The sequence below is a fragment of the Ulvibacter litoralis genome (genome assembly GCF_900102055.1).
Lineage (GTDB): Bacteria > Bacteroidota > Bacteroidia > Flavobacteriales > Flavobacteriaceae > Ulvibacter > Ulvibacter litoralis.
In genome coordinates this window covers 110,739-134,050 of record NZ_FNBA01000001.1, presented here as the reverse complement: position 1 = coordinate 134,050, position 23,312 = coordinate 110,739, and the positions used below count along the sequence as shown (strand labels likewise).

Annotated in this window: 18 protein-coding genes; 9 read left to right on the top strand and 9 right to left on the bottom strand. The window is 36.3% G+C overall.

Annotated elements, in window-relative coordinates:
- The first annotated feature begins 45 nt into the window (after positions 1-45).
- The 6 genes from porU to BLQ00_RS00665 all read left to right on the top strand — a co-directional run bounded on the left by porU (position 46) and on the right by BLQ00_RS00665 (position 9,319).
- Positions 46-3,915: a type IX secretion system sortase PorU gene (gene porU / locus BLQ00_RS00690; protein ID WP_093139404.1), complete on the top strand. Its 3,870-nt coding sequence runs from the start codon at positions 46-48 to the stop codon at positions 3,913-3,915.
- A gap of 35 nt (positions 3,916-3,950) precedes the next feature.
- Positions 3,951-5,102: a type IX secretion system outer membrane channel protein PorV gene (gene porV / locus BLQ00_RS00685; RefSeq protein ID WP_093139402.1), complete on the top strand. Its 1,152-nt coding sequence runs from the start codon at positions 3,951-3,953 to the stop codon at positions 5,100-5,102.
- Between the two features lie 4 nt (positions 5,103-5,106).
- The gene (locus BLQ00_RS00680) at positions 5,107-5,592 is read left to right on the top strand and encodes a cytidine deaminase (RefSeq protein WP_093139401.1); all 486 of its coding nucleotides are present in this window, start codon (positions 5,107-5,109) and stop codon (positions 5,590-5,592) included.
- Between the two features lie 316 nt (positions 5,593-5,908).
- Positions 5,909-6,907, top strand: coding sequence for a pyruvate dehydrogenase (acetyl-transferring) E1 component subunit alpha (gene pdhA, locus BLQ00_RS00675; protein WP_093139399.1), 999 nt, complete (start codon positions 5,909-5,911; stop codon positions 6,905-6,907).
- A 5-nt stretch (positions 6,908-6,912) separates the two neighbouring features.
- Positions 6,913-8,529 carry a pyruvate dehydrogenase complex dihydrolipoamide acetyltransferase gene (locus BLQ00_RS00670; protein WP_093139397.1) on the top strand — a complete coding sequence of 539 codons (1,617 nt, stop codon included), beginning with the start codon at positions 6,913-6,915 and terminating at the stop codon, positions 8,527-8,529.
- A 109-nt stretch (positions 8,530-8,638) separates the two neighbouring features.
- The gene (locus tag BLQ00_RS00665; protein WP_093139395.1) at positions 8,639-9,319 is read left to right on the top strand and encodes an SDR family NAD(P)-dependent oxidoreductase; all 681 of its coding nucleotides are present in this window, start codon (positions 8,639-8,641) and stop codon (positions 9,317-9,319) included.
- Here the strand turns inward: BLQ00_RS00665 and BLQ00_RS00660 are convergent.
- Entirely contained in the window at positions 9,316-10,473 is a 1,158-nt protein-coding gene (locus tag BLQ00_RS00660; protein WP_093139394.1) for a PepSY-associated TM helix domain-containing protein, read from the bottom strand. The two genes, BLQ00_RS00665 and BLQ00_RS00660, sit on opposite strands and share 4 nt — an antisense overlap.
- 71 nt (positions 10,474-10,544) lie before the next feature.
- Positions 10,545-12,926, bottom strand: coding sequence for a TonB-dependent receptor (locus BLQ00_RS00655; RefSeq protein WP_093139392.1), 2,382 nt, complete (start codon positions 12,924-12,926; stop codon positions 10,545-10,547).
- Positions 12,927-13,158: 232 nt separating this feature from the next.
- Here BLQ00_RS00655 and BLQ00_RS00650 point away from each other — a divergent pair, with 232 nt between their 5' ends.
- Genes BLQ00_RS00650 through BLQ00_RS00640 form a run of 3 tightly spaced genes read left to right on the top strand, consistent with a single transcriptional unit; the run spans position 13,159 to position 16,296 of the window.
- Positions 13,159-13,755: a SprT-like domain-containing protein gene (locus BLQ00_RS00650; protein ID WP_093139391.1), complete on the top strand. Its 597-nt coding sequence runs from the start codon at positions 13,159-13,161 to the stop codon at positions 13,753-13,755.
- Positions 13,756-13,759: 4 nt separating this feature from the next.
- Positions 13,760-14,839 (top strand): mannose-1-phosphate guanylyltransferase, encoded by a 1,080-nt coding sequence (locus BLQ00_RS00645; protein WP_093139389.1) that lies wholly within the window; start codon positions 13,760-13,762, stop codon positions 14,837-14,839.
- Positions 14,840-14,844: 5 nt separating this feature from the next.
- Positions 14,845-16,296: a DUF389 domain-containing protein gene (locus BLQ00_RS00640; protein WP_093139387.1), complete on the top strand. Its 1,452-nt coding sequence runs from the start codon at positions 14,845-14,847 to the stop codon at positions 16,294-16,296.
- Positions 16,297-16,354: 58 nt separating this feature from the next.
- Here the strand turns inward: BLQ00_RS00640 and BLQ00_RS00635 are convergent, their stop codons facing one another.
- The 7 genes from BLQ00_RS00635 to BLQ00_RS00605 all read right to left on the bottom strand — a co-directional run bounded on the left by BLQ00_RS00635 (position 16,355) and on the right by BLQ00_RS00605 (position 23,216).
- Entirely contained in the window at positions 16,355-17,968 is a 1,614-nt protein-coding gene (locus tag BLQ00_RS00635) for an FG-GAP-like repeat-containing protein (RefSeq protein WP_093139386.1), read from the bottom strand.
- A gap of 69 nt (positions 17,969-18,037) precedes the next feature.
- The gene (locus tag BLQ00_RS00630; RefSeq protein ID WP_093139384.1) at positions 18,038-18,802 is read right to left on the bottom strand and encodes an ABC transporter ATP-binding protein; all 765 of its coding nucleotides are present in this window, start codon (positions 18,800-18,802) and stop codon (positions 18,038-18,040) included.
- Positions 18,799-19,539 (bottom strand): MlaE family ABC transporter permease, encoded by a 741-nt coding sequence (locus tag BLQ00_RS00625; protein ID WP_093139382.1) that lies wholly within the window; start codon positions 19,537-19,539, stop codon positions 18,799-18,801. The genes BLQ00_RS00630 and BLQ00_RS00625 overlap by 4 nt, the downstream gene beginning before the upstream one ends.
- Positions 19,540-19,603: 64 nt before the next feature.
- Entirely contained in the window at positions 19,604-20,713 is a 1,110-nt protein-coding gene (locus tag BLQ00_RS00620; protein ID WP_093139381.1) for an alkaline phosphatase, read from the bottom strand.
- 72 nt (positions 20,714-20,785) lie between these two features.
- Positions 20,786-21,634, bottom strand: a complete 849-nt coding sequence (locus BLQ00_RS00615; RefSeq protein ID WP_093139379.1) for a glycosyltransferase family 2 protein — start codon at positions 21,632-21,634, stop codon at positions 20,786-20,788.
- Positions 21,634-22,155 (bottom strand): class I SAM-dependent methyltransferase, encoded by a 522-nt coding sequence (locus BLQ00_RS00610; RefSeq protein ID WP_093139377.1) that lies wholly within the window; start codon positions 22,153-22,155, stop codon positions 21,634-21,636. The genes BLQ00_RS00615 and BLQ00_RS00610 overlap by 1 nt, the downstream gene beginning before the upstream one ends.
- 2 nt (positions 22,156-22,157) lie before the next feature.
- Positions 22,158-23,216 (bottom strand): 3-oxoacyl-ACP synthase III family protein, encoded by a 1,059-nt coding sequence (locus tag BLQ00_RS00605; RefSeq protein WP_093139376.1) that lies wholly within the window; start codon positions 23,214-23,216, stop codon positions 22,158-22,160.
- Positions 23,217-23,312: the final 96 nt, after the last annotated feature.

Sequence of the window (23,312 nt, the reverse complement as noted above, 5' to 3'; positions counted from 1 at the left end):
AACCGATATAATACTAAGTGTATATTTGAAGCGTTATTGATATTAATGAAAAAATTTTTCCTTTTTTTAAGTCTACTATTACTGCCTTTCATTGTGAAAGCGCAAGTTCGAACCTTTTCAATAGATTGGGACAATCAATCTTCTAGTCTTAGCGAGGCTCCTTCCGAGACTAATTATCTGACCTATAAAGAAAAGGCCTTCTCGAAGTTGAATCTTCAGTTGACAGATAGAACACTTCAATATAGTGAGCAATGGGAAGATAATGGTTTCGCAGATCCTTCTAGTTTACGAGTAAGCAATATTGTATACGCTTCACTTTCCGCAGAAGAATTGGCAAAAGTAAATAGCGCATTAGTTCCTGCTACGCCCGAGTATTTTATTAGAAGTAAAAAAGCACGAAATATAACATATACAATTCTTTCAATTTCTCCAGTAGTAAATGTCAATGGAGTTTTGAGGAAAATAGTTTCGTTTTCTGCAGATTATAGAAAAACGAATGCAAAAAACACTCAGAATAGAATTCAATTATCCAATTCAGTTTTAGCTTCGGGAGCTTGGTATAAATTTAAAGTTGAAAAAACAGGTATTCATAAAATAGATAAGTCTTTTTTGAATGACTTAGGAATGAATACCGACGGAATTAACCCTCGTAATTTGAAAATTTACGGACATGGAGGAAAACCCTTACCGTTTTTAAATTCGTTAAATACAGATTTTGATTTGCCTGAAAATTCCATTCAAGTCATTGGCGAAGAAGATGGGTCTTTTGATGCTGGAGATGCTATTTTGTTCTACGGAATAAGTACACAGGGGTATGATGATACAGTTGATGATTTTAGAGATTTGTCTGCTACCGGACAGTTAAATGATACTAATATCAATCCTTATAGTGATGAAGCATATTATTATGTAACGGTTGAAGGTGGCGCGGGACTTCGTGTACAACCAATGGTAGAGCCAGTGGGAGCGGGAGTTCCAATTACTCAGTTTCATGATTACAAATTTCATGAACTAGACGAGTCAAGTCCTGGGTTGGTAGGAAGAAGATGGTATGGAAATAGATTTGATATTGAAAGTGAACAAACGTTTGAATTTGATTTTCCTAACATCGTCTCTAATGGTGATCCCATGTTTGTGGTGGTGAAAGCTGGAGCTACTTCTGAAAGTGTCACATCAATGGCTCTTTCGGTAAATGGAACAAGTTTAGATCCCTTAAATTTTGCAGGACTTAGTGGGCAAAGTGTATTGTCTGTAGACGATTTTAGAGGAGAAGTACCTGCCTCTGGATCATCAACAGTAACGGTAGATCTTGCTTATAACAATGGAGGGAATCCTTCAAGTATTGGGTATTTAGATTATATAGGTATTGAAGCTTTGCGTCAGTTAACAGGAGTAGAAGGACAATTGCCGTTTAAATATAATGGTGTTACTGCGATGACAGGTGTTGGAGAATACCAAATAAGTAATGCTTCTCAATTTACTCAGGTTTGGGATGTTACCAATACAAACCAAATTACGGCAAAGCAAAATGAAGCTTCTGAAAGTACATTTACATTTAAGGCTCAGATGGGGCTTTTAAGAAAGTACGTCGCCGTGCATCCTAATGATTACTATGCGCCCGTCCGTATAGCTAATTCGCAGGTGGTTAATCAAGATTTAAAAGGAACTATTTTTAATGACGAAACGGGAAGTTTTAAGGATATTGATTATTTAATAATTACGGCTCCTTATCTAATCCAGCCAGCACTTAAACTTGCAAATCATCATAAAAATGTATCTGGATTAACTACGAAAGTAGTTACTACCGATATGATTTATGAAGAGTTTAGTTCGGGGCAGCAAGATATTGGTGGGATTCGAAATTTTATACGATATGTTTATGAGAATGCTTCTTCGGAAGAAAATCGAGTGAAATATTTGTGCTTTTTTGGCGATACTTCTGTCGATTATAAAAATAGAATTTCAAACAACAACAATGTAGTACCTTCATTTCATACGGTGGCTAGTGTAAGTAATCATTATTCGTATGTGTCTGATGATTACTTCGGAATGATGGATGAAGATGAAGGAACGATGAGTGCAGACGATTTGCTAGATATAGCGGTAGGAAGAATTTTAACAGATGAAGTGACCCATGCAAATGCAATGGTGCAAAAAATTATTGATTACAGTTTGAAAGAGTCGTACGGTAATTGGAGAAACAATTTCTTATTAATTTCGGATGATGTTGACAATGGAGATCAAATTTTAGAAATTGAATTAGATGCTTTGGGAGATGTTATTTCTGAACAAAAACCCTTTGTAAATGTAAAAAAGATTCACTCAGATGCTTTTCAGCAAGAAACATCAGCAGGCGGAAATAGATATCCTGCCGTCAATGAAGCTATTAAAAATAATATAGAATTAGGGGCGCTAATTATAGACTATTTCGGTCACGGAGGTGAAGATGGATTGGCTCATGAATTTATTTACACCAAAGAAGCCGCTCAAAACCTTCAAAATAAATACAAATACCCTTGTGTAATAACAGTAACCTGTGAGTTTACAAAGTTTGATAATCCGTTGCGGATTACTGCAGGAGAACTTACCTATCAGAATAAAGAGGGAGGAGCGATATCGCTGGTGACTACAACGAGGTCTATAAATATTTCGTTAGGGATAGATTATAATGAAGCATTGGCTTCAGAGCTTTATGGGTTTGGAGTAGAAAATCCTAATACGCCAGCTGAAGGACTACGTCTTTCAAAAAATAATATTAATAGTGAAGAGCGACGTGTTGTATTTTTTATAGGAGATCCTGCGCTTCCACTTGCTTTTCCGAAGAAAGATATACGGATAACAACTTTAAACGGAGTGCCAATTGCTCAAGCGACAGACACTCTAAAAGCACTTAGTAAAGTTCGTTTTGAAGGAGAAGTAACAAATCAAAACGGTCAGAAGTTAACGGGATACAATGGTGTTTTAGAAGCAAAACTTTTTGATAAAAACGTAAACCGACAAACCTTAGGGAATGATAGAGCTAATAATTCGGGCTTTATTCTTGATTTCATCACGTTAGGAGAGGTTCTGTTTAACGGACAAGCCACGGTAACCAATGGTAATTTTGAATTTGAATTTGTGATGCCGAGAGATACCCAAATCCCAGTAGGAAATGGTCGTGTTAGTTTATATGCAAAGCGAGACAATGTGCTGCAAGATCAAGGAGGTGTAAACGTTGATTTTAAAGTAGGTGGTTTAAATGAAAATGCTCCGGAGGACGATAGAGGGCCGCTTATTAATCTATTTATGAATGACGAGAGTTTTATTTCTGGCGGAATTACAAATGATTCTCCCGTGCTATTGGCGAAAATAGAAGATACGAATGGTATTAATACCTCAAGTGGAGTAGGACATGATATTGTGGCTGTATTAGATGGAGATGAGTCTAATCCGTATGTGGTAAATGAATATTATCAAGCAGATGTTGATGATTTTACCAAAGGAACACTTAATTATAAATTACGTGACTTGGAAGATGGATTACATACTTTAACCCTAAAAGCTTGGGATGTGTATAATAATTCCTCTACTGAAGAAATACAATTTATAGTAGCGGGAGATGATGCTCTTGAAATAACAAACGTATTAAATTACCCAAATCCTTTTGTGAATTATACCGAATTTTGGTTCAATCACAATCGTCCGTACGAGCCTTTAGAAGTTCAAGTACAGGTGTTCACTGTTACTGGAAAGGTAGTATGGACGCAAAATCAAATTGTAACTACCGATGGTTTCTTGTCGAGGGAGATTACTTGGGATGGAACCGACGATTTTGGCGATAGAATAGGAAAAGGTGTCTATGTATATAAGATTACGGTAAAATCGACGTTAACCAATAAGCAAGTTGAAAAATTTGAAAAACTTGTTATCCTTTAAAAATTAAAATTATATTTGTCCAAAATTTGAACCTCATGAAGAAATTCTTTATTTCAATACTAATAACTTTAGTAGCATTTAACGCAAACGCACAAGAACCAACAGAAACAGGATCACTTCAAGGTGTTATTACAACAGGAGTTCCGTTTCTTTTAATTGCTGGTGATGCTCGTGCAGCGGGTATGGGAGATATTGGTGTTGTAACCTCTGCAGATGCGTTTTCACAACAATGGAACCCTGCAAAGTATGCTTTTGCTCTTAAAAAACAAGGAGTAGGTATTACATATACACCATACTTAAGTAAATTAGTTAATGATATATTTTTAGGAAATGTAACCTATTATAACCGTATTAACGAACAAAGTGCTGTAGGTGCAAGTTTCCGTTATTTTAGTGCTGGAGAAATTGAACTTAGAGATACTCCAGATCAAGAACCACTTATTGTAAAGCCGAACGAATTAATGTTAGATGTTTCGTATTCACTTCGATTAAGTGAGCGTTTCTCTATGGCTGTTGCAGGTCGTTTTATTAACTCTGACTTAAAACTTGGTCAGTCAAGTACAAGTGAAGGGAACGCAGCAAGTACATTTGCCGTAGATGTAGCAGGTTACTACCAAAGTGAAGAGATTGCATATAGTGATTTTGACGGACGTTGGAGATTAGGTTTCAATATTTCGAATATTGGACCGAAAATTAAATATGACGATGCTGGTTCAGAAAGTAACCTTCCTACCAATCTTGCTTTAGGAGGTGGATTCGACTTTATCTTGGACGAATACAATAAAGTAGGAGTGTCTTTAGAAATAGATAAGTTATTAGTTCCTACACCTAGCGATTCTAACGGAGACGGTACAATTGATAGAAATGATGACTACTACAAAGAAAGTTTCTTTAGTGGAATGATTTCTTCTTTTGGTGATGGTGATAATGAGTTGAAAGAATACGTTTGGGCATTAGGGGCAGAATACTGGTATCAAGATGCATTTGCATTCCGTGCAGGGTATTTTAATGAAGCTGAAGAAGCAGGGTCTAGAAAGTTCTTGTCATTAGGAGCTGGATTTAGATATACTGCCATTAACTTTGATATCTCTTATTTATTCTCTACTTCGAAAGTAGTAAGTCCATTAGAAGGAAGTCTTCGTTTTGGATTGACTTTCAATTTTGGAGACGAATACGACGAATACTAGAAATTTGAAAAAAATAACTATTGAGGCACATTTAGAAGTTTACGAAGCTATTTCGGAACTTCCACAAAACGTGCAAGACTTAATGAATAAGGCGCATATTGCACGTGAAAACGCATATGCGCCTTATTCACATTTTAATGTGGGAGCAGCACTTCAGTTAGAAACTGGTGAGATTGTAATGGGAAACAATCAAGAAAATGCAGCGTTCCCGTCAGGTTTGTGTGCCGAGCGTGTCGCAGTTTTTCAGGCAGGTGCGTTATATCCAGGGGTGCCAATTACCACCCTCGCTATTACCGCGCGATCCTTAAAACAAACCATTACTACGCCTATTCCTCCTTGTGGCGCTTGCCGACAATCATTGGCAGAGTACGAGGTAAAACAAAAGTCACCGATGGCTATCTACTTTATGGGCGAATCTGGAAAAGTCATTAAGGCAAATTCTATAAAAGATTTATTGCCACTTATTTTTGATGGCTCTTATCTGTTTTAATCCTTTTTTTTAAGAAGTAAAGAATAAACACATGTTTAATTTTACCTAAATTTCAAGGTGAAATTGTAGCTGTTGGGAATAAAAGTTAATTAATTTTTACATCTTTAGTGTGCCATAAACACGAGGCTTATTAGCAGTAAACCCTTTGTTAATCCTAGCTTTTTGGTGTTTTTAGTAAATTAGTTTATTGTCCTTTTTAAAATTTACCTTTCTTTTTTTGAATTTGAAGATATACTTCTTTTTTAAAACTTTTTAATATGCTATTTTTGTTTTTCGTGCAATGAGTTTTCACTTCGGAAACTGTTACAATTTATAGATGAAGAAAATTACAAAAAAAACATACCTAGACTGGTATGAGAACATGCTTTTTTGGCGCAAATTTGAAGATAAATTAGCGCAAGTGTATATCAATCAAAAAGTTAGAGGGTTTTTGCATTTGTATAACGGGCAAGAAGCTGTATTAGCAGGTGCTTTGCACGCTATGGATTTAACAAAAGATAAGATGATTACTGCGTATAGAAATCACGTGCAACCTATCGGGATGGGCGTAGATCCTAAACGTGTAATGGCGGAATTGTATGGAAAAGCTACAGGGACATCTCAAGGTTTGGGAGGTTCGATGCATATTTTCTCTAAAGAACATCGTTTTTATGGAGGTCATGGTATTGTTGGAGGTCAAATTCCATTAGGTGCTGGACTTGCATTTGCTGATAAATATAATGGGAGCGATGCTGTAACATTAACCTTTATGGGAGATGGAGCGGTTCGTCAAGGTTCCCTTCACGAAACATTCAACTTAGCAATGCTTTGGAAACTTCCAGTTGTATTTTGTTGTGAAAACAATGGATACGCAATGGGAACTTCTGTAGCACGTACAGCAAATCATACCGATATTTATAAATTAGGATTAGGGTACGAAATGCCTTGTCGTCCAGTAGATGGAATGAAACCAGAACTGGTAGCGAAAGAAATGGACGAAGCCATTCAACGCGCACGAAGAGGTGACGGACCTACATTCTTAGAAATAAGAACGTATCGTTATAGAGGTCATTCTATGAGTGATGCACAACATTACCGTACCAAAGAAGAGGTGGCTAAAAAACAAGAAGAAGATCCTATTTTAAGTGTATTGCATACTATTTACCAAAAGAAATATGCTACAGAAGCTGAAATAAAGAAAATTGACAAGCGTGTAAAAGACTTGGTGAGTGAGTGTGAAAAATTTGCAGACGAATCTCCATATCCAGACAAAAACGTAATGTACGACGTAGTGTACGATCAAGAAAACTACCCTTTTTTACCACATAAATTATAATTGATATGGCAGAAGTAATCAACATGCCGCGATTGAGCGATACAATGGAAGAAGGAACTGTAGCAACCTGGCTTAAAAAAGTAGGCGATACAGTAAATGAAGGTGATATTCTTGCCGAAATTGAAACCGATAAAGCCACCATGGAGTTTGAATCTTTTAACGAAGGTGTATTGCTTCATATTGGTATTCAAGAGGGGGAAACTGCTCCTGTAGATACACTGTTGGCAATTATAGGTGAAAAAGACGAAGATATTTCAAGTCTGATTTCTGGCGACGGAAAGTCAGAAGAAAAAGAAGAAGCTTCAGATTCGAAAGAAGAAGCGGAGGCTACTAAAACAGAAACGAAAGAAGAGACTAGCTCAAAGGAAACTGAATTACCTGAAGGGGTTGTTATGGTTACTATGCCTCGTCTTAGTGATACGATGACCGAAGGGACAGTTGCTACTTGGCTTAAAAAAGAAGGTGATGCTGTTGAAGAAGGTGATATTTTAGCTGAAATTGAAACCGATAAAGCCACCATGGAGTTTGAATCTTTCAACAGTGGTGTCTTACTGAAAATTGGAATTCAAGAAGGTGAGTCTGCTCCCGTAGATTCGTTACTCGCGATTATTGGTCCTAAAGGAACCGATGTTTCTGGTCTTACGGAAAGCTACAACAAAGCTGAAAAAGCTTCCGAAGTAAAAGAAGAAAAAAAGGAAGCTCCAAAACAAGAGGCTTCTAAAACTGAAACAACTGCTAAGAAATCCGTTTCACAACCTGCAGTAACTAATGACGGCGGACGTATTTTTGCATCTCCTCTAGCTAAAAAGATGGCGGAAGATAAAGGAATTAACTTGGCGCAAGTTCAAGGAAGTGGTGAAAATGGACGTATTGTAAAAAGTGATATTGAAAATTACCAACCTACAGCAGGTGGAGCGCAAGCATATACGCCAGTAGGGGTTGAAAGCTTTGAAGAGGTTAAGAACTCTCAAATGCGTAAAACCATTGCAAAACGTTTGGGCGAATCTAAATTTAGTGCACCACACTATTATTTAACGGTAGAGTTGGATATGGACCACGCAATTGCTGCCCGTGTCGCTATTAATTCAAATCCAGATGTGAAAATATCATTCAATGATATGGTGGTAAAAGCGTGTGCGATGGCATTGCGTAAGCATCCACAAGTAAACAGTCAATGGACAGGTGATGCAACGCGTATTGCAAAACACATACATATTGGGGTTGCTGTTGCTGTAGATGAAGGACTTTTAGTACCTGTATTGAAATTTGCAGACCAAATGACCTTCTCTCAAATTGGAGCGAATGTAAAAGAGTTGGCAGGAAAAGCTAGAAACAAGAAAATTACGCCTCAAGAGATGGATGGAAGTACCTTTACTGTTTCTAACTTAGGAATGTTCGGTATAAAAGAGTTTACTTCTATTATTAATGCACCAAATTCTGCCATTTTATCGGTAGGAGCTATTGTTGAAAAACCAGTAGTTAAAAATGGAGCAATTGCTGTTGGAAACACAATGACAGTTACCTTGGCTTGCGATCATCGCACAGTTGATGGAGCGACAGGCGCAAAGTTTTTACAAACCTTGCGACAATACATTGAGAATCCAGTAACAATGTTTGTGTAATATAAAATCAAAGTCCTTGTTGTTTACACGCTGCAAAGACGCGTATTATAAAATCCCGCTAGGTTCAGTTTGTCTGAAAATAGCGGGATTTATGTATCTTTAAAAAACTATGAAAAACATTATTATAACAGGAACCAGTAGGGGAATTGGTTTTGAATTGGTGCAGTTATTTGCTGAAGCAGGACACAACGTCTTGGCTCTTTCACGAAACGCACAGCCCATTCTTGATTTAAGACTGAAAAATTGTACCGCCTTTTCATTCGATATCACGGAAGCTTCTTCCATTGAAAAGGTTTCAACATTTGTGAAGGAGAACTGGTCACAGGTAGATGTGCTTATCAATAACTCAGGATTACTAGTGAATGCGCCTTTTTCAGAAATAAAAATGGACGATTTTCAAAAGGTATATGCAGTTAATGTATTTGGTGTTGCGGCGATTACACAAGCGGTACTACCTTTTCTTCCGAAGCAAGGGCACGTACTTACCATAAGTAGTATGGGCGGCATACAAGGAAGTATGAAGTTTCCTGGGTTAAGTGCATACAGCAGCAGTAAAGGTGCGGTGTTAACGCTTACAGAGCTTTGGGCGGAAGAATATAAAGAAACGGGTCCGTCGTTTAATGCATTGGCTTTGGGAGCAGTTCAGACTGAAATGTTAGAAGAAGCGTTTCCAGGGTATGAAGCGCCATTGACAGCGAAAGAAATGGCAGCCTATATTTTAGACTTTTCATTAAACGGAAATAAATTTTACAACGGAAAGATTTTACAGGTTTCCAGCTCTACTCCTTAATTGATGCTTTTAGAAGAAGGCTTCTTGGGTTTCTTTTTTAGTTTATTCAGCCAAATAATGATTCCAGTTACAGGAAGACTCGTGGCGATTAGACAGGAAATAAAATAGATAGATTTTGAGAACCATCCAAAAATTGTTCCCATGTGCAGCGGTTTTATAGAACTTGCAATTTGAACATTTAAAGGTTTCTCAGAAAAAAGTTCTTTTGAAATAATCGTCCCATCGCGATCAATTTTAAGCTCGTCTGTTGCTGTTTGTAGAAAATCTTGATCGTGGTATTTTCGAACACTGTAGATGTCCTTTTTGCTTTTAGGAATTTGCAAAACAGTGGTTCCTTCAAAAGGTAATTCGTTTTTTGTAATCTTTAGTACTTTGGCAAAATTAAGATCTATTGCATTCGAATCAACTTTTGAATTTATTTTTGGCCCACCACCGCGACCTGCAAAAACCTCTGTGCCGAGTACTGCGCTTCCGGCATCCCTATACCATTCAAAAGACCAAAACAAGCCTGTAAGCGACATAATGACTAAAAAAATAGCGGTGTAAAAGCCCAAAGTAACGTGTAAGTCATGATTAAGGCGTTTCCATTTTGCATGCCAAGCGATTTTAAACCCAGGCTTTAAATTTTTCCATTTTAGTTTTTTTAATTTTTTCTTCGGAAACCAAAGTACAATACCAGTAATGGAAAGGATTAAAAATATAATAGTAGAAATACCTACAATGGGTCTTCCTATTGAGATGTCTAAAAGTAACCAGCGGTGCATTTTAAACATTGTCATGAAAAAGCCATCTAATACATTTGGAGCAGATTTAGTATATGTTCCTGTGTATTGGTCCATAAAAAAAGTAGTGCCACGTCTGTCTTTCTTGCTTGTTTTTACTGAAAACTCATAGGGTTTTGTGGCTTCAGGGCTAATACTTACACGCATTACGTCTCCTTCTTCAGCAAGTTTTTTTGTGAGTTGTTCTATGGAAAGTGTATTGGCTTCAGGAACCACAGTAATTTCTTCTTCAAAAAGACTTTTTATCTCTTCTTCAAACGTGAGTACGGTTCCAGTTAAACATATTACCAGTAGAATAATTCCACTACCAATTCCTAACCAAAGATGAATATCGTTGATACATTTCCGAAGGGTATATTTTCTTTTTTTCATAACAAGAATTTTAAACAATACTAAAGGCACAACCTAAGTCATGCCCTTACCACTTAACAACTCAAAAAAAATTAAAATTTATAATGCAATACTCCTGCAAAGCTTCTAGGATCTGTTTGATTTATATAGCTTGTTCGGTATGCATTGTATCCTATTTTGTCGAAAACATTATTCAATAAAAATTGAACACTCCAGTTTTTGTCAAATTTGTATTGTGCTTGAAAATTAACTAACGTATAGGCTTCCACATTAAAAGGTTGTTGGTTGGGTACAATTCCTTGATGTGTGACAGGACCAGACGACCAATCATTAATAGGACGTTCTCCTGTATAATAAGCTCCTGCACCTACTGTAAGTCCTTCCAATGTGTTACTTCTGAAGGTATAGTTAGCGTAGGCATTAAATGTATGCTTTGGTGTATTTAATGGCGCTGAGCCATAAACAAAAGAAGTATGATCTTTATACTGAGCATCGATGTATGCATAACCACCGATAAGTTCTAAGTTTTCAAGAGGACGTCCTGTAATTTCTACTTCCACCCCTTGACGTTGGTCATTTCCACCTTTTTGATAGTAGAGGATGTTTGCCCAAGTTTCATCATACACAGGAAGGTTTATGTTTTTGTTGTTTATTTTATAGAGTGTCAAGTTGAAACGCAATCGATCGTTAAGCCAAGTGGTTTTAAGGCCTGTTTCTAATTGGTCGTAGCGTTCGTTTCCTAATTCTTCTCCATTAGATCCTAAACGGGAGGCTGTACGAGGATAAGAACTATTTGTATAGGAAGCAAAAATATTTATATTTTTAATGGGAGAAATGATAATTCCACCTAATGGATTAAAGGCATCGCTGCGTGTGTTTTCTACTTCAGATAGTGTTTCTGTTGAGCTAAAACGTGCGCCTAAAAATGTTTTTAACCAGGTATTCCACGAAATTACATCTTGTGCAACGAATCCTAAAGAGTTTGTTTTTCCACCGTTAACACTTGCTTCTCCTAGCGAAACATCTGGCAACCGGTTTTCAATATTCTGATATACATTTATGGTGTCTACCACTCCTGCAGATTGACTTGTAGTACTGAAACGTGAAGAACGGTAGTCGAAACCAACTTGGAAGGTGTGTTTTATAGAGCCGGTGTAAATATCATCACCAATTAAGTCGAATTGTAGAACGCTATTATTGTCATTTCGAGTGGAAGTTGAATAACTACGTTGCCGCGTATTGTATAGTTTTACTTCGTTTTCTTCTATGGCATTACCTAAACTCGCTCCTTTATCATCAAGTTTTAAGGAAGAACTATAGAAGGCACCTTTTAACGTAAGTTTATCGCTTAGTTCTCGATCCATTCTAATCGCGTAGGTAGTATTTTGAGTAATAGAACGATCATTTTCAAATCCTAAAAATTGAGAATGCGGAAGATCATAAATTGCATTCACATCATTTTCGCCTAAATTAACGGTTCCTAAATCGGGGGTACGACTGTCGTAATAGTGATCTAATTCTAGTGTTACAGTTGTCTTCTCATTAATTTCCCATTCAAAAGAAGGATTGAAGTAGAAGCTTTCTTTTTCTACCATATCCCGAAAACTATCAGCTCTTTCTAAAGCACCATTTAAACGGAATGCGATATTTTTTTCTTTGTTTAGTGGGCCATATACATCAAAGGTAGGGCGAACTTGACCAAAACTATTTCCTCTAAGACTCACACTTCCGCCAGAGGTGTATTTCGGGGTTTTAGTTACAATATTTATAATTCCACCCGGACTCCCTAAATCTGTTGCGACTCCTTGTGTTATGGAAGCATTTCCTTTTAAAACCTGAATATTATCCACACCTTGCATGTCGGTTAAAATACCAACACCGCGAAAATCGGAGTGTATGCGTACTCCATTTTTTAAAATTGGAATTCCTCTAAAACCACGTGAAGACATACTTTCACGTTTGTTTCCATACGTAGCAAATGTGTACACTCCAGGGACATTTTTGGTAGCTTCGGCTATAGATAAAGCGCCTTGGTTTTCAATTAATTTTTCGGAAAGAACGGAAATACTTTGAATCTGCTCGTACGGTTTTAACGGTAAGCGTGTAATAGATTCTATTTTATCTGGATGGTCGTTTCGATTCCCAAAAACCTCTACTTGATCAAGTTCATTGTTATGTGTCAATTGAAAATTAACACCGTTAAGGATTGGTTCTTTAGAGGTAATGGTTTGTGTTAAAATTGTATATCCCAAAGCGCTTGCTGTTAGCTGCCAAGTCCCATAGGGAACATTTTCTATAGAAAAGTGACCATTAGCATCTGCTGCAGTTCCCATGTTAAGGTCGACAATATAAACACTTGCAAATGGAACGGGACTATTGCTGTCGTCGGTTACAGATCCAGTAATTGTTGCTGCTTCTTGCGCTAATACAATATGTGTGAAAAGTATGAAAAGGATGGTAGAAAAATACTTCATTTCGGCACTATCTTTATTTAGATTAAATATAAATTGAGTGCAAATGTACTTTGAGGAATTGTGATTTCAAAGTCTATTTAGAATTGTTTTAAATAAAAAAATATAACCCTTTGAGATTTAGAGAAATGTATGAATTATTTTTTATCTAAAATATGTGTTTGATTAAAGTAGACTAGGTATTTTTGAAGTGCTAAAGAAAGGCTTTCACCTTTGTTTTTGGTATTTATGAAATATGACAGAAGTCCTTGAAAAATACATTCCTGAAGCTGCCGTTATTCCAACGTTTGAGTTGATTAAAATGAATAATGTGCATCTTAAAATCGTAAACGAACGTGTAACCCGTCATGGAGATTACCGGAAGTTACCCGATGGTGCGCATCAGATTACGGTAAATTCAAACCTGAATAAATTTCGTTTTTTTATCACTTTAATTCATGAGATTGCACATTTAGTGGCATTTCAAAAGTTTGGCAGACGCATCAAACCACATGGAAGAGAGTGGAAGCATACGTTTCAACAACTCATGCTTCCGTTTATTAGACCCGAAGTTTTTCCCAGTCAGTTGCTGCCGTTGTTGGCGCTTCATTTTAAAAACCCAAAGGCTACAAGTGATACGGATACGCGATTGGCGCTGGCGCTAAAACACTACGATGCTCCAAACGATAAAAACTATATATTTGAAATACCCTTAGGAGGGCATTTTAGGTTGTATAATGGTAAAATTTTTAAGCGTGGAAAACAACGTATTAAACGTTTTGAATGTTTAGAAGTAGCAACAGGACGCGTGTATTTATTTAACCCGAATGCCGAAGTGGAATTTTTAAAATAACAATATGAAGAATGATTATTATGCAGTGATAATGGCAGGCGGAATTGGTTCCCGATTTTGGCCGGTAAGTAGAGCAGGGTTTCCAAAACAATTTCACGATATGTTAGGAACAGGGCAGACGTTATTGCAAAAAACATTTTCGAGATTAAATGCTATTATCCCTTCGGAAAATATAGTAATTCTAACCAATGATCGCTATTTAGATATTACGTTAGAACAACTGCCAGAAATAAATCAATCGCAGGTTATCTTAGAGCCTGCCATGCGCAATACCGCTCCGTGTATTTTAATGGCGGCGTTAAAAATAAAAAAACAAAATCCCAATGCAGTGATGCTAGTGGCGCCTAGCGACCATTGGATTGAAGATGAGGCCGCTTTTGCAAACGATGTAGAGGTGTGTTTTACTGCGGCTCAAAATAATGACATGTTGGTCACTTTAGGGATTCAGCCCACCTTTCCGAATACTGGTTATGGGTATATTGAAAATGAAAAGAATTCGACTTCAGAAATAAAAAAAGTAAAGCAATTTCGAGAAAAGCCAAATTACGAAACCGCAAAACAATTTATAGCTGAAGGTAATTTTGTATGGAATGCAGGTATTTTTATATGGAGCGTGAAAAGTATTACAGCTTCTTTTGAAACGTATATGCCTACGATGACAGCTTTGTTTGAAGAAGGTAATTCAGTTTTTAATACTTCGGAAGAAAAAGAATTTATAGACAAACAGTACGGTTTGGCTGAAAATATCTCGATCGATTATGGTATTCTAGAAAAAGCAAACAACGTTTTTGTGAAGAAGGCCACTTTCGATTGGAACGATTTAGGAACTTGGGGTGCATTGCACGATAAGCTTGAAAAAGACGAGGATAATAATGCTACAGTACGCGCTACTACTCATTTGGTAGATGCTTCAGACAATATGATATATACAGCTTCAGAAAAGCTAGTTGTTATTGATGGGATAACTGATTATATTGTAGTAGATACAGACGATGTATTACTTTTGTTTCCGAAGAAAAAAGAGCAAAAAATTAAGGAATTATTAACAGAGATATCACATAAATTTGGCGTAAATTTTACCTAATCACAATGCATAATCAATTCAAAACAGAAGATTCTAACGATCAAAATAAAGCAGCTTTAAAAAAGGATGCACAAGGATTGTTTCAAAGTTTAAAGAAATTCTTTGTAGAGCTATTAGATTTTAGAGCCGACACGGATCGAGAGAGTACAGTAGAAGCTATTAAAGGAGATATTCCTTTAAAAGGTGCTACTGCTTGGATTCTTGTTTGTTCCATTTTTGTGGCATCTGTCGGGTTGAATGCAAATTCGACAGCTGTGGTAATTGGAGCCATGCTTATTTCTCCATTAATGGGACCCATTTTAGGAATAGGACTTTCACTTGCTATTAATGATATTGATACTTTAAAAAAATCATTAATCAATTTCGGGATTATGATTTTGCTGAGTGTACTTACAGCCTTTTTATTCTTTTGGCTGTTTCCGTTACGTGAAGAATCGTCAGAGTTACTAGCGAGAACAAAACCAGATATTCGGGATGTTTTAATTGCATTTTTTGGTGGTTTGGCACTTATTATAGCTCGGACTAAAAAAGGAACTATTGCCAGTGTAATTTTTGGAGTTGCAATTGCAACCGCCTTAATGCCGCCTTTGTGTACAGTAGGATACGGTTTAGCTGAAGCATTTACAGATAACTCTAAAGGATTGAATTTTGCAATGGGAGCTATGTATTTATTTATTATAAATACCATCTTTATTGCCTTAGCAACCTTTATCGTACTTAAGTTGTTGCGTTTTCCAATGATTAAATATGTAAACTCTAAGCGTCGTAAAAATATAGCTAGAGTTGCTTCCTTTTTGGCTATCTTAGTGATGGTTCCAGCAACGTTTACATTTATCAATGTACTACGAGAAAGTGCTTTTAATAATAGTGCCAAAGAGTTTATTGAAAAAGAATTAGACGCGTTGCCAAATGCAGCCTACATGAAAAAGTATGCTACATACCACTTTAGAGAGAATGACATATCTACTATTGAGTTAACTTCTTTTGGTACCGATCAAATTGCGTCATCTACATTGGATATCTTGAAAAATAGGTTATTGAGTTATAGTGCCCTAGAGGACACGAAGTTATTAATCAATCAAAATGTGAAGGACAATAACTTTCAAGATGAGGTTCGATATATGGAAGAGTTGCGTTCTAGAGATTCGTTAGATTTATTAACGAAGAATCAAAAAATTATTTATTTAGAAGAGAAAGTTTCAAGATTGAGTAGGCTTGAAGATGATATGATTCCTTTTGAGTCTATTTGTGCTGAAGCAAAAATTAATTACGATAATATTGAGACATTAAGTTACTCTAATACGCTTGTTTCTAATTTTAAGAAGATTGATACACTTACAATTTTTAATGTTACTTGGGGAGCAGGAAGCACGGTAGAGTCTGTTAAAAAGGATAAAAAGAAGCTCTATGAGTGGCTTAAGTATAAGTTGAAGAAAGACACACTTGTTGTTAAATAATACAAATAAAAAGCCTCTTTGTAAAGAGGCTTTTTTATTGAATTTATGAATTCGTGTTTTATTCTTTTATGAATTTAAAAGTACTTCGTTTGGTATCTTGTGTTAGTTGTAAAAAGTAAATTCCGCTAGGGATAGAAGTGATGTTAACGCTGTTTTCTGAAGAAATATAAGTGGTTAGTACAATTTTACCATTCACATCTATAATACGTACCTGTGCATTTTCAAACCCTTTTTCTGAAAGAGTTAAAATTCCTGTTGAAGGATTCGGATAAAAAGAAAGGTTTTCAATGTTGAAGTCGGTTGTTGCTAATGGAGAACTTCCTTCTACAATCACATGATGTATGTTCGGGTCAAGCGTGTCAAAAATATCTACTGTTCCTGAAGGCCATGTAACAACCACTTGATCTATTTCAGTTTCAGAGCCTATTCCAAAATGTGCTACCAAGGAGTTCATATGGCTAAAACCTTCTCCAGATCTAACTTCTCGCATTTGCGTTCCCCAATTTCCCATAATCTGAATGCGAGCTCCAATTCCGTTGGGGTTGCTTTCAACGCCTTCAAGCGTAAATTTCACCCAGTTGTTCGCATTTCCATTGTTTATAAAAAGGTTTCCGTCGTTTACAACATCTAAAAAACCATCGTTGTTAAAGTCACCTATAGCACCTTCATCAAAATCAAGACTCATTCCTGTAAAGGTAAGGTCTCCATTGTTCAAGTATATTTCATTAGACATTTCAGAAAAAATATCGACAAAACCATTATTGTCAAAATCGGCTGCCTGATTTTCCCAAGCACCTAAGTCGTCAGGGTTTATTTGAGTCGTGCCAATAATATCGGTGAAATTTCCTGTTCCATCATTTAGCATAAATCTATTTTGAAAATCGTGATTTACTATAAAAGCATCAAAGTCACCATCATTATCAAAATCTTCAAAAACAGTAGACCATGATTGTGCGTTGTCTTTCATTCCTATACTACCCGCATTTTCAGTAAACACACCAAAGCCATCATTTGTGTACATAGCATTGTCTCTAAAAGGGTCGCCAGGACTAGCGCCAGAACGACATTTGGTAAGGTACATGTCTTGGTCGCCATCATTATCGTAATCTACCCATACGGCAGCATAATTTCCTGGGGCATTAACAGTTTGAATTAGTGTTTGGTCTAGGGTCATATTCCCGTTACCATCGTTTCGATAGGGATGACTTAAATCCACATCGTGACACACAAACGAATCTAAATCGCCATCATTATCAATATCGGCAATGGTAGAGCGTTGAGAGAATATGTATTCAGGATGTGTAATTTCAGAATAACTTGTTCCGTCATTGTTAGCTAGTAGAAAAGAAACTCGGGAGCTATGTCCTAATACAAAATCGATATGTCCGTTATCGTCTAAGTCACCTGCAGCAACACTCCAATCGGGAACGTTTTGAATCGGCATAGGAATCCATACAGAGTTAAATGTATGATCTCCTTGTTGGTAATCTATTCCGATACCGTTTTGCGATATCCGGACATAATCGTCTAGATAGTCGTTGTTTACATCTACGGCAACTTCAGAATAATCTGTGTAATTTCCAAGTAATGAACTTTGATTGGTGAATGATACTTGTGCAAATAGAAACGTACTGCTAAAAAGGAGGGCAGTAAAAAGGAAGCCTTTTTTCATGGTGGATAATTTAGTCTAGCTAAAATTAAACTAAATTATTTGATTTTTAAAAGGTTAGGGGGCTTAATGTTATTGCTCGCTAATTTGAATATCTCTTATTTTCTTAAATAAATTGGAAGAATATACAAAATCGGTAACGTCTTGATTGTCTGTTTTAAAAATTTGATCATTGTCTCCTTGCCATACTAAAAGGCCGTTTTTAAGGAATACAATTTTTTCTCCAATTTCCATTACTGAATTCATGTCGTGAGTTACCACTACGGTTGTAATGTTATTTTCGTGTGTAATTTCTTGAATTAAATTATCAATTACAGTTGCTGTCTTTGGATCTAAACCTGAGTTTGGTTCGTCACAAAATAAGTATTTTGGATTATTTACAATAGCTCTAGCAATCGAAACCCTTTTTTGCATTCCTCCAGAGATTTCGGCTGGAAACTTTTTGTTTACATTTTCAAGTTTTACTCTTTTTAGAACTTCATTTACTCGCCCAAGCATCTCCGATTTTTTCTGTTTGGTAAACATTCGAAGTGGGAACATGACGTTTTCTTCAATAGTCATCGAATCAAATAGAGCCCCGCCTTGAAATAGCATGCCTATTTCTTCTCTTAGGGTTCTTTGCTCTTCATCATCCATATTCTGAATGGCTTTATCTTCAAAAAAAATATTGCCATCATCAGGTTTAAACAATCCGATTAAACATTTGAGTAGTACTGTTTTTCCACTACCACTTTGCCCAATAATAAGATTGGTTTTTCCTTTGTAGAAAGTAGTTGTAATTCCTTTTAGAATTTCCTCTTCTCCAAAGCTTTTCTTTATGTTATCTACTTTTATCATGAGCTTAAAAGAAGTTGTGTTATTATATAATTGGATAAGATAATAAGGACACTGGTCCAAACAAATGAATTTGTACTTGCTTTACCAACCTCTAAAGCACCACCCTTCATGTAATAACCTTGCCAAGATGGAACTGTCGCTAAAATGATTGCAAAAACAAACGTTTTTATAAATGCATATATAATGTGAAACGGAATAAAGTCTTCTTGTAGTCCTTGTATAAAAGCATCTGAGGAGCTAAATCCGCCATATACTGCGGCAACCCATCCGCCTAAAATTCCTAAAAACATAGCGATAGCGATTACAAATGGGTAAAACATAATCGCTACTATCTTTGGAAAAACAAGATAGTTAAGTGAGTTAATACCCATAACTTCTAGGGCGTCAATTTGCTCTGTAACTCGCATTGAGCCAATACTGGAAGTAATAAAAGACCCTACTTTACCCGCCATAATAATAGACAAAAAGGTAGGGGCAAACTCTAAAATAATGGATTGGCGTGTTGCAAAACCAACTAAGTATTCTGGAATTAATGGATTGTCAATATTTAAAGCTGTTTGGATGGCGACTACACCACCTACGAAAAATGAAATAAACGCTACAATCGGAATCGAATCGATAATTAAATCGTCGATTTCTTTAAAAATTAATTCCTTTAAAACAGACGTCTTAGTAGGACTGCTAAATATTTTTTTTAGCATTATAAAGTAAGAACCAATGTCTTCGATGTATTTCATATCAGTATAGCTAAAGCTAAGGTAACAAATATTACAGACTGTTTTTTAAAAGTGGACTGAAACCTTACTTTTCAGAAAGCAGTGAGAGCATTTTATAGTAAATCTCAGTATTTTCATAAATACCATTAAATAGAGTAGCTCCAGGACCTTCAGCAAAAACAGGAACCATTGTTCCGGAATGTCCACTCGTAGAAAAAGTAGGTTTAATTTTGTTGTAATCTCCACTATCAGACGATAAAGTGAATCCTCCAGTTTCATGATCGGCAGTTACAATGACTAACGTTTCTCCGTTTTGTTTGGCAAAATCTAAAGCGGCTCCAAGTGTAGCATCAAAATCGATTAATTCGCTAATTAAGTAGTCTGCCTCGTTGTTGTGACCTCCCCAATCTATTTGAGAACCTTCAACCATTAAAAAGAAGCCTGTGTCGTTTTTCGATAATTTCTGAAGCGCCAATTTTGTAGCTTTTTCTAAAAAATTACCACGGCCTTCAATCATTTTCGGCATACCATCTTCAGCCAATAGAAATCCTTGTTTTTTGTCTGAAACAGTCTCGGTTAATTCAGTTGTATTAATATCATACCCATTTTTCCGAAGCGCTTCAATTAAATTTTTTCCGTCTTTACGCTTATTGAAAAACTTAAGACCTCCGCCAGCAAAGAAATCTACATTTGAAGTAGGTAAAAAAGCGGCAATATCATCATACAAACGTCTGGATTTTGAATGTGCAAAGAAGCTAGCAGGAGTTGCATGTACAATTGACGAAGTTGAAATTAAACCAATTCCGAACCCTCTTTTCGAAAGTTTTTCTGAAATTGTTTCCACGGCAATGGTGTCTTTGTTAACACCAATGGCACCGTTGTAGGTTTTAAGTCCGATAGAAAAAGCCGTAGCGCCTGCTGCCGAATCTGTAATTAAATCACTTGATGAAGAAGTTTTACTCAGTCCAATCGTAGAGAAGCGTTCAAAATTTGGTTTGTTCGTATTGTAGTAAATACTTGAAGAAACTTGGCTTAAGCCCATTCCGTCCCCAACAAGAAAAATGATGTTTTTAGGTTTTTTGACAGTAGTTTCAGTTACTGTTACTTCGTTTTCGTTTACTTGTAATGATACACATGACGAAAAGGTGAAAACAGCTACAATAGAGAGGATAAAAAGGGGTGTTTTTAATTTCATAACGTTTGTTTACTTTGCTTTTTCAAAAATACGGATAAAGATATTTTATAACGTTAAAAGAAGGTTATAAGGTTACAAAAATTTGCGTTTAATGCCTTTCCAACGAAGCGTTCGTATAAAATGTCCTTCTTCTTCAGAAACAACAAATGCTGCATTACTCTTTTTCGCTTTGTGATATCCTTTTATACAATTTAAGTAGTAGGTGAAACTCTTCTTTCTGAATGCTAATTTTGCAGCTGCAATATGCGTGAGGATCTTTCCGTAGCGCATTTTATAAAAAGCTTCTCCTTGTTTAAATTTTGCGCCTTTTGAATACGATGCGCCTGTAGGTTTTAAGTGTTTTACGTGTAACGTAGGATCCGTTTTTACACTCCAGCCGTGATACTGTGCAAGTAATTCGTCTATAGTATCCCAACCCATGGTATTCTTTAAACCATTCATTTGGTTGAAGCACGCTTTTCGATACGCTTTTAAGGCGCCTCGAATGTGATCTTTATTGGTGAGATTTTCTAACACCCATTCTCCCTTTTTTTCAATATAACAAAATCCTCCAGCCATTCCGCAGGTCGGATTTTCTTTAAAAAGGGCTGCAATGCGTTGGAGGTAATTTTCAGGGAAAATAAGATCAGCATCAAACTTACAGATAATGTCGTAGTTTGTGTCAAGAGTTTCTAGTCCTTTATTAAAGGCGTTAATTACTTTACTTCCGGGTTGATGTATTGCTTCGGAAGAAAACGAAACGGAGTGGATGAAGGGATATTTTTCAGCAACTGCATCGATGCATTTTTGAGTGTTGTCTGTTGAATTGTCATTTACCACAAGAATCTTTTCCGGTAAAAAGCTTTGTTTCGCTAACGACTGAAGCGTACGTGTTATGGAAGCTTCTTCGTTATAGGCGGGTATGACAATGTAAATTTTCATTATATACGTTCGGCGTACACCAAATAGTACCTTGGTGTGAATCGTCTAAGAATAGGGCGAAAGCCTATTTTTTTTACAGGATTGGTAAATTGAATGCTTTTTTTAATCTTCCAACCTGCTTTTTCTAACAACCAGTCAAATTGCCAATCTTCAAATTCGTGATAATGACGGTCCCATTTATCAGTTTTACTTCTATATGCAGAAGCAAACCATAATTTTAAAGGAACAGAGGCTATAAGTTTTTTAGCTTTAATGTCATTCAATACATTAAAAGGAGAAACTAAATGTTCAAAAATTTCGAATGCTGTAACCACATCATAGTCGTTCGTTTTTACAGCAGAAGTATCTAAATCAAGGTCTTCACCTCCTGTGTTAGTTACATTGTAGCCTTCCTTTTGTAAAATTTCAGAAAAAGGATTGGACACTCCTAAATCTAAAATTGAATGCTCTTTTGTAATAACTTCTTCTAAAAACTGAAAGGTATGCTTGTATCTCTTCTTTGGAAATTTGCCTTCGTACATTATTATACTCTGTAAACAATTGCATTAATATTCATCCCAGCGCCAACGCTAGCAAACATCACAATGTCACCTTTGTTTACTTTTTGACCTTGTAATTTCCCGTTTAAAACAAGATCGTATAAAGTAGGAACTGTAGCGACACTAGAATTTCCTAACTCTTCAATGGTCATTGGCATAACATCGGCAGGAATCGGTTTGTCATATAAGCCATAAAAGCGTTTTACGATTGCTTCGTCCATTTTTTCATTCGCTTGATGAATAAATATTTTTTTCAAATCATCAATGCTTTGACCACTTGCATCCAAACATTCCTTCATAGCGTCTGGAACATTGTTAAGCGCAAATTCGTAAATTTTCCGACCGTACATTTTTATGTAACGGCGTTCTTCCTCTAAATCATGGTTGTTAGAGGGACCAAAATAAATATAATGGGCCTCGTCGTAGGTGTATGTTGCAGTTTTATGAGATAAGATACCACTTGCTTCATCAGTAAACTCGATAATAGCCGCACCTGCACCATCGCTATAAATCATCGAATCTCTATCGTGTGGATCTATGACTCTTGAAAGCGCTTCTGCGCCAATAATCAAACATCTTTTTGCGATTCCAGCCTTGATAAAAGCATTCGCTTGAATCATACCTTCTATCCAACCTGGACATCCAAAAAGGACATCGTATCCAACACACGAAGGATTTTTAATTTTTAAATTGTGCTTTACACGTGTTGCGATACTAGGAACGGTATCACTTTGTGCATCGCCATGTTTTACATCTCCATAGTTGTGGGCTACAATAATATAGTCCAACGTTTCAGGGTCAATTTTTGCATTGTCAATCGCCTTTTGAGCGGCATACGATGCAATGTCTGAAGTAGTTAAATTGTCTTTAATATAGCGTCTTTCAGCAATGCCAGTGATCGCTTTAAACTTCTTTATAATGATCTCATTTTCATGTCCAAATCGAGAACCATCTTCATTAAAGAAATTGTGGTTTTCAAATTGATCGTTTCTGGCAATTCCGCTGGGGATATAGCTGCCTATGCCTGTAATGGTAACACCCATTGTTATAAAATTTTTTTAAAAGTACATAAAAGGTCTAACCTAACAACATCCGAAGTAATGAAATAATTTTACTTTCTCAAATTCTCAATAATACTC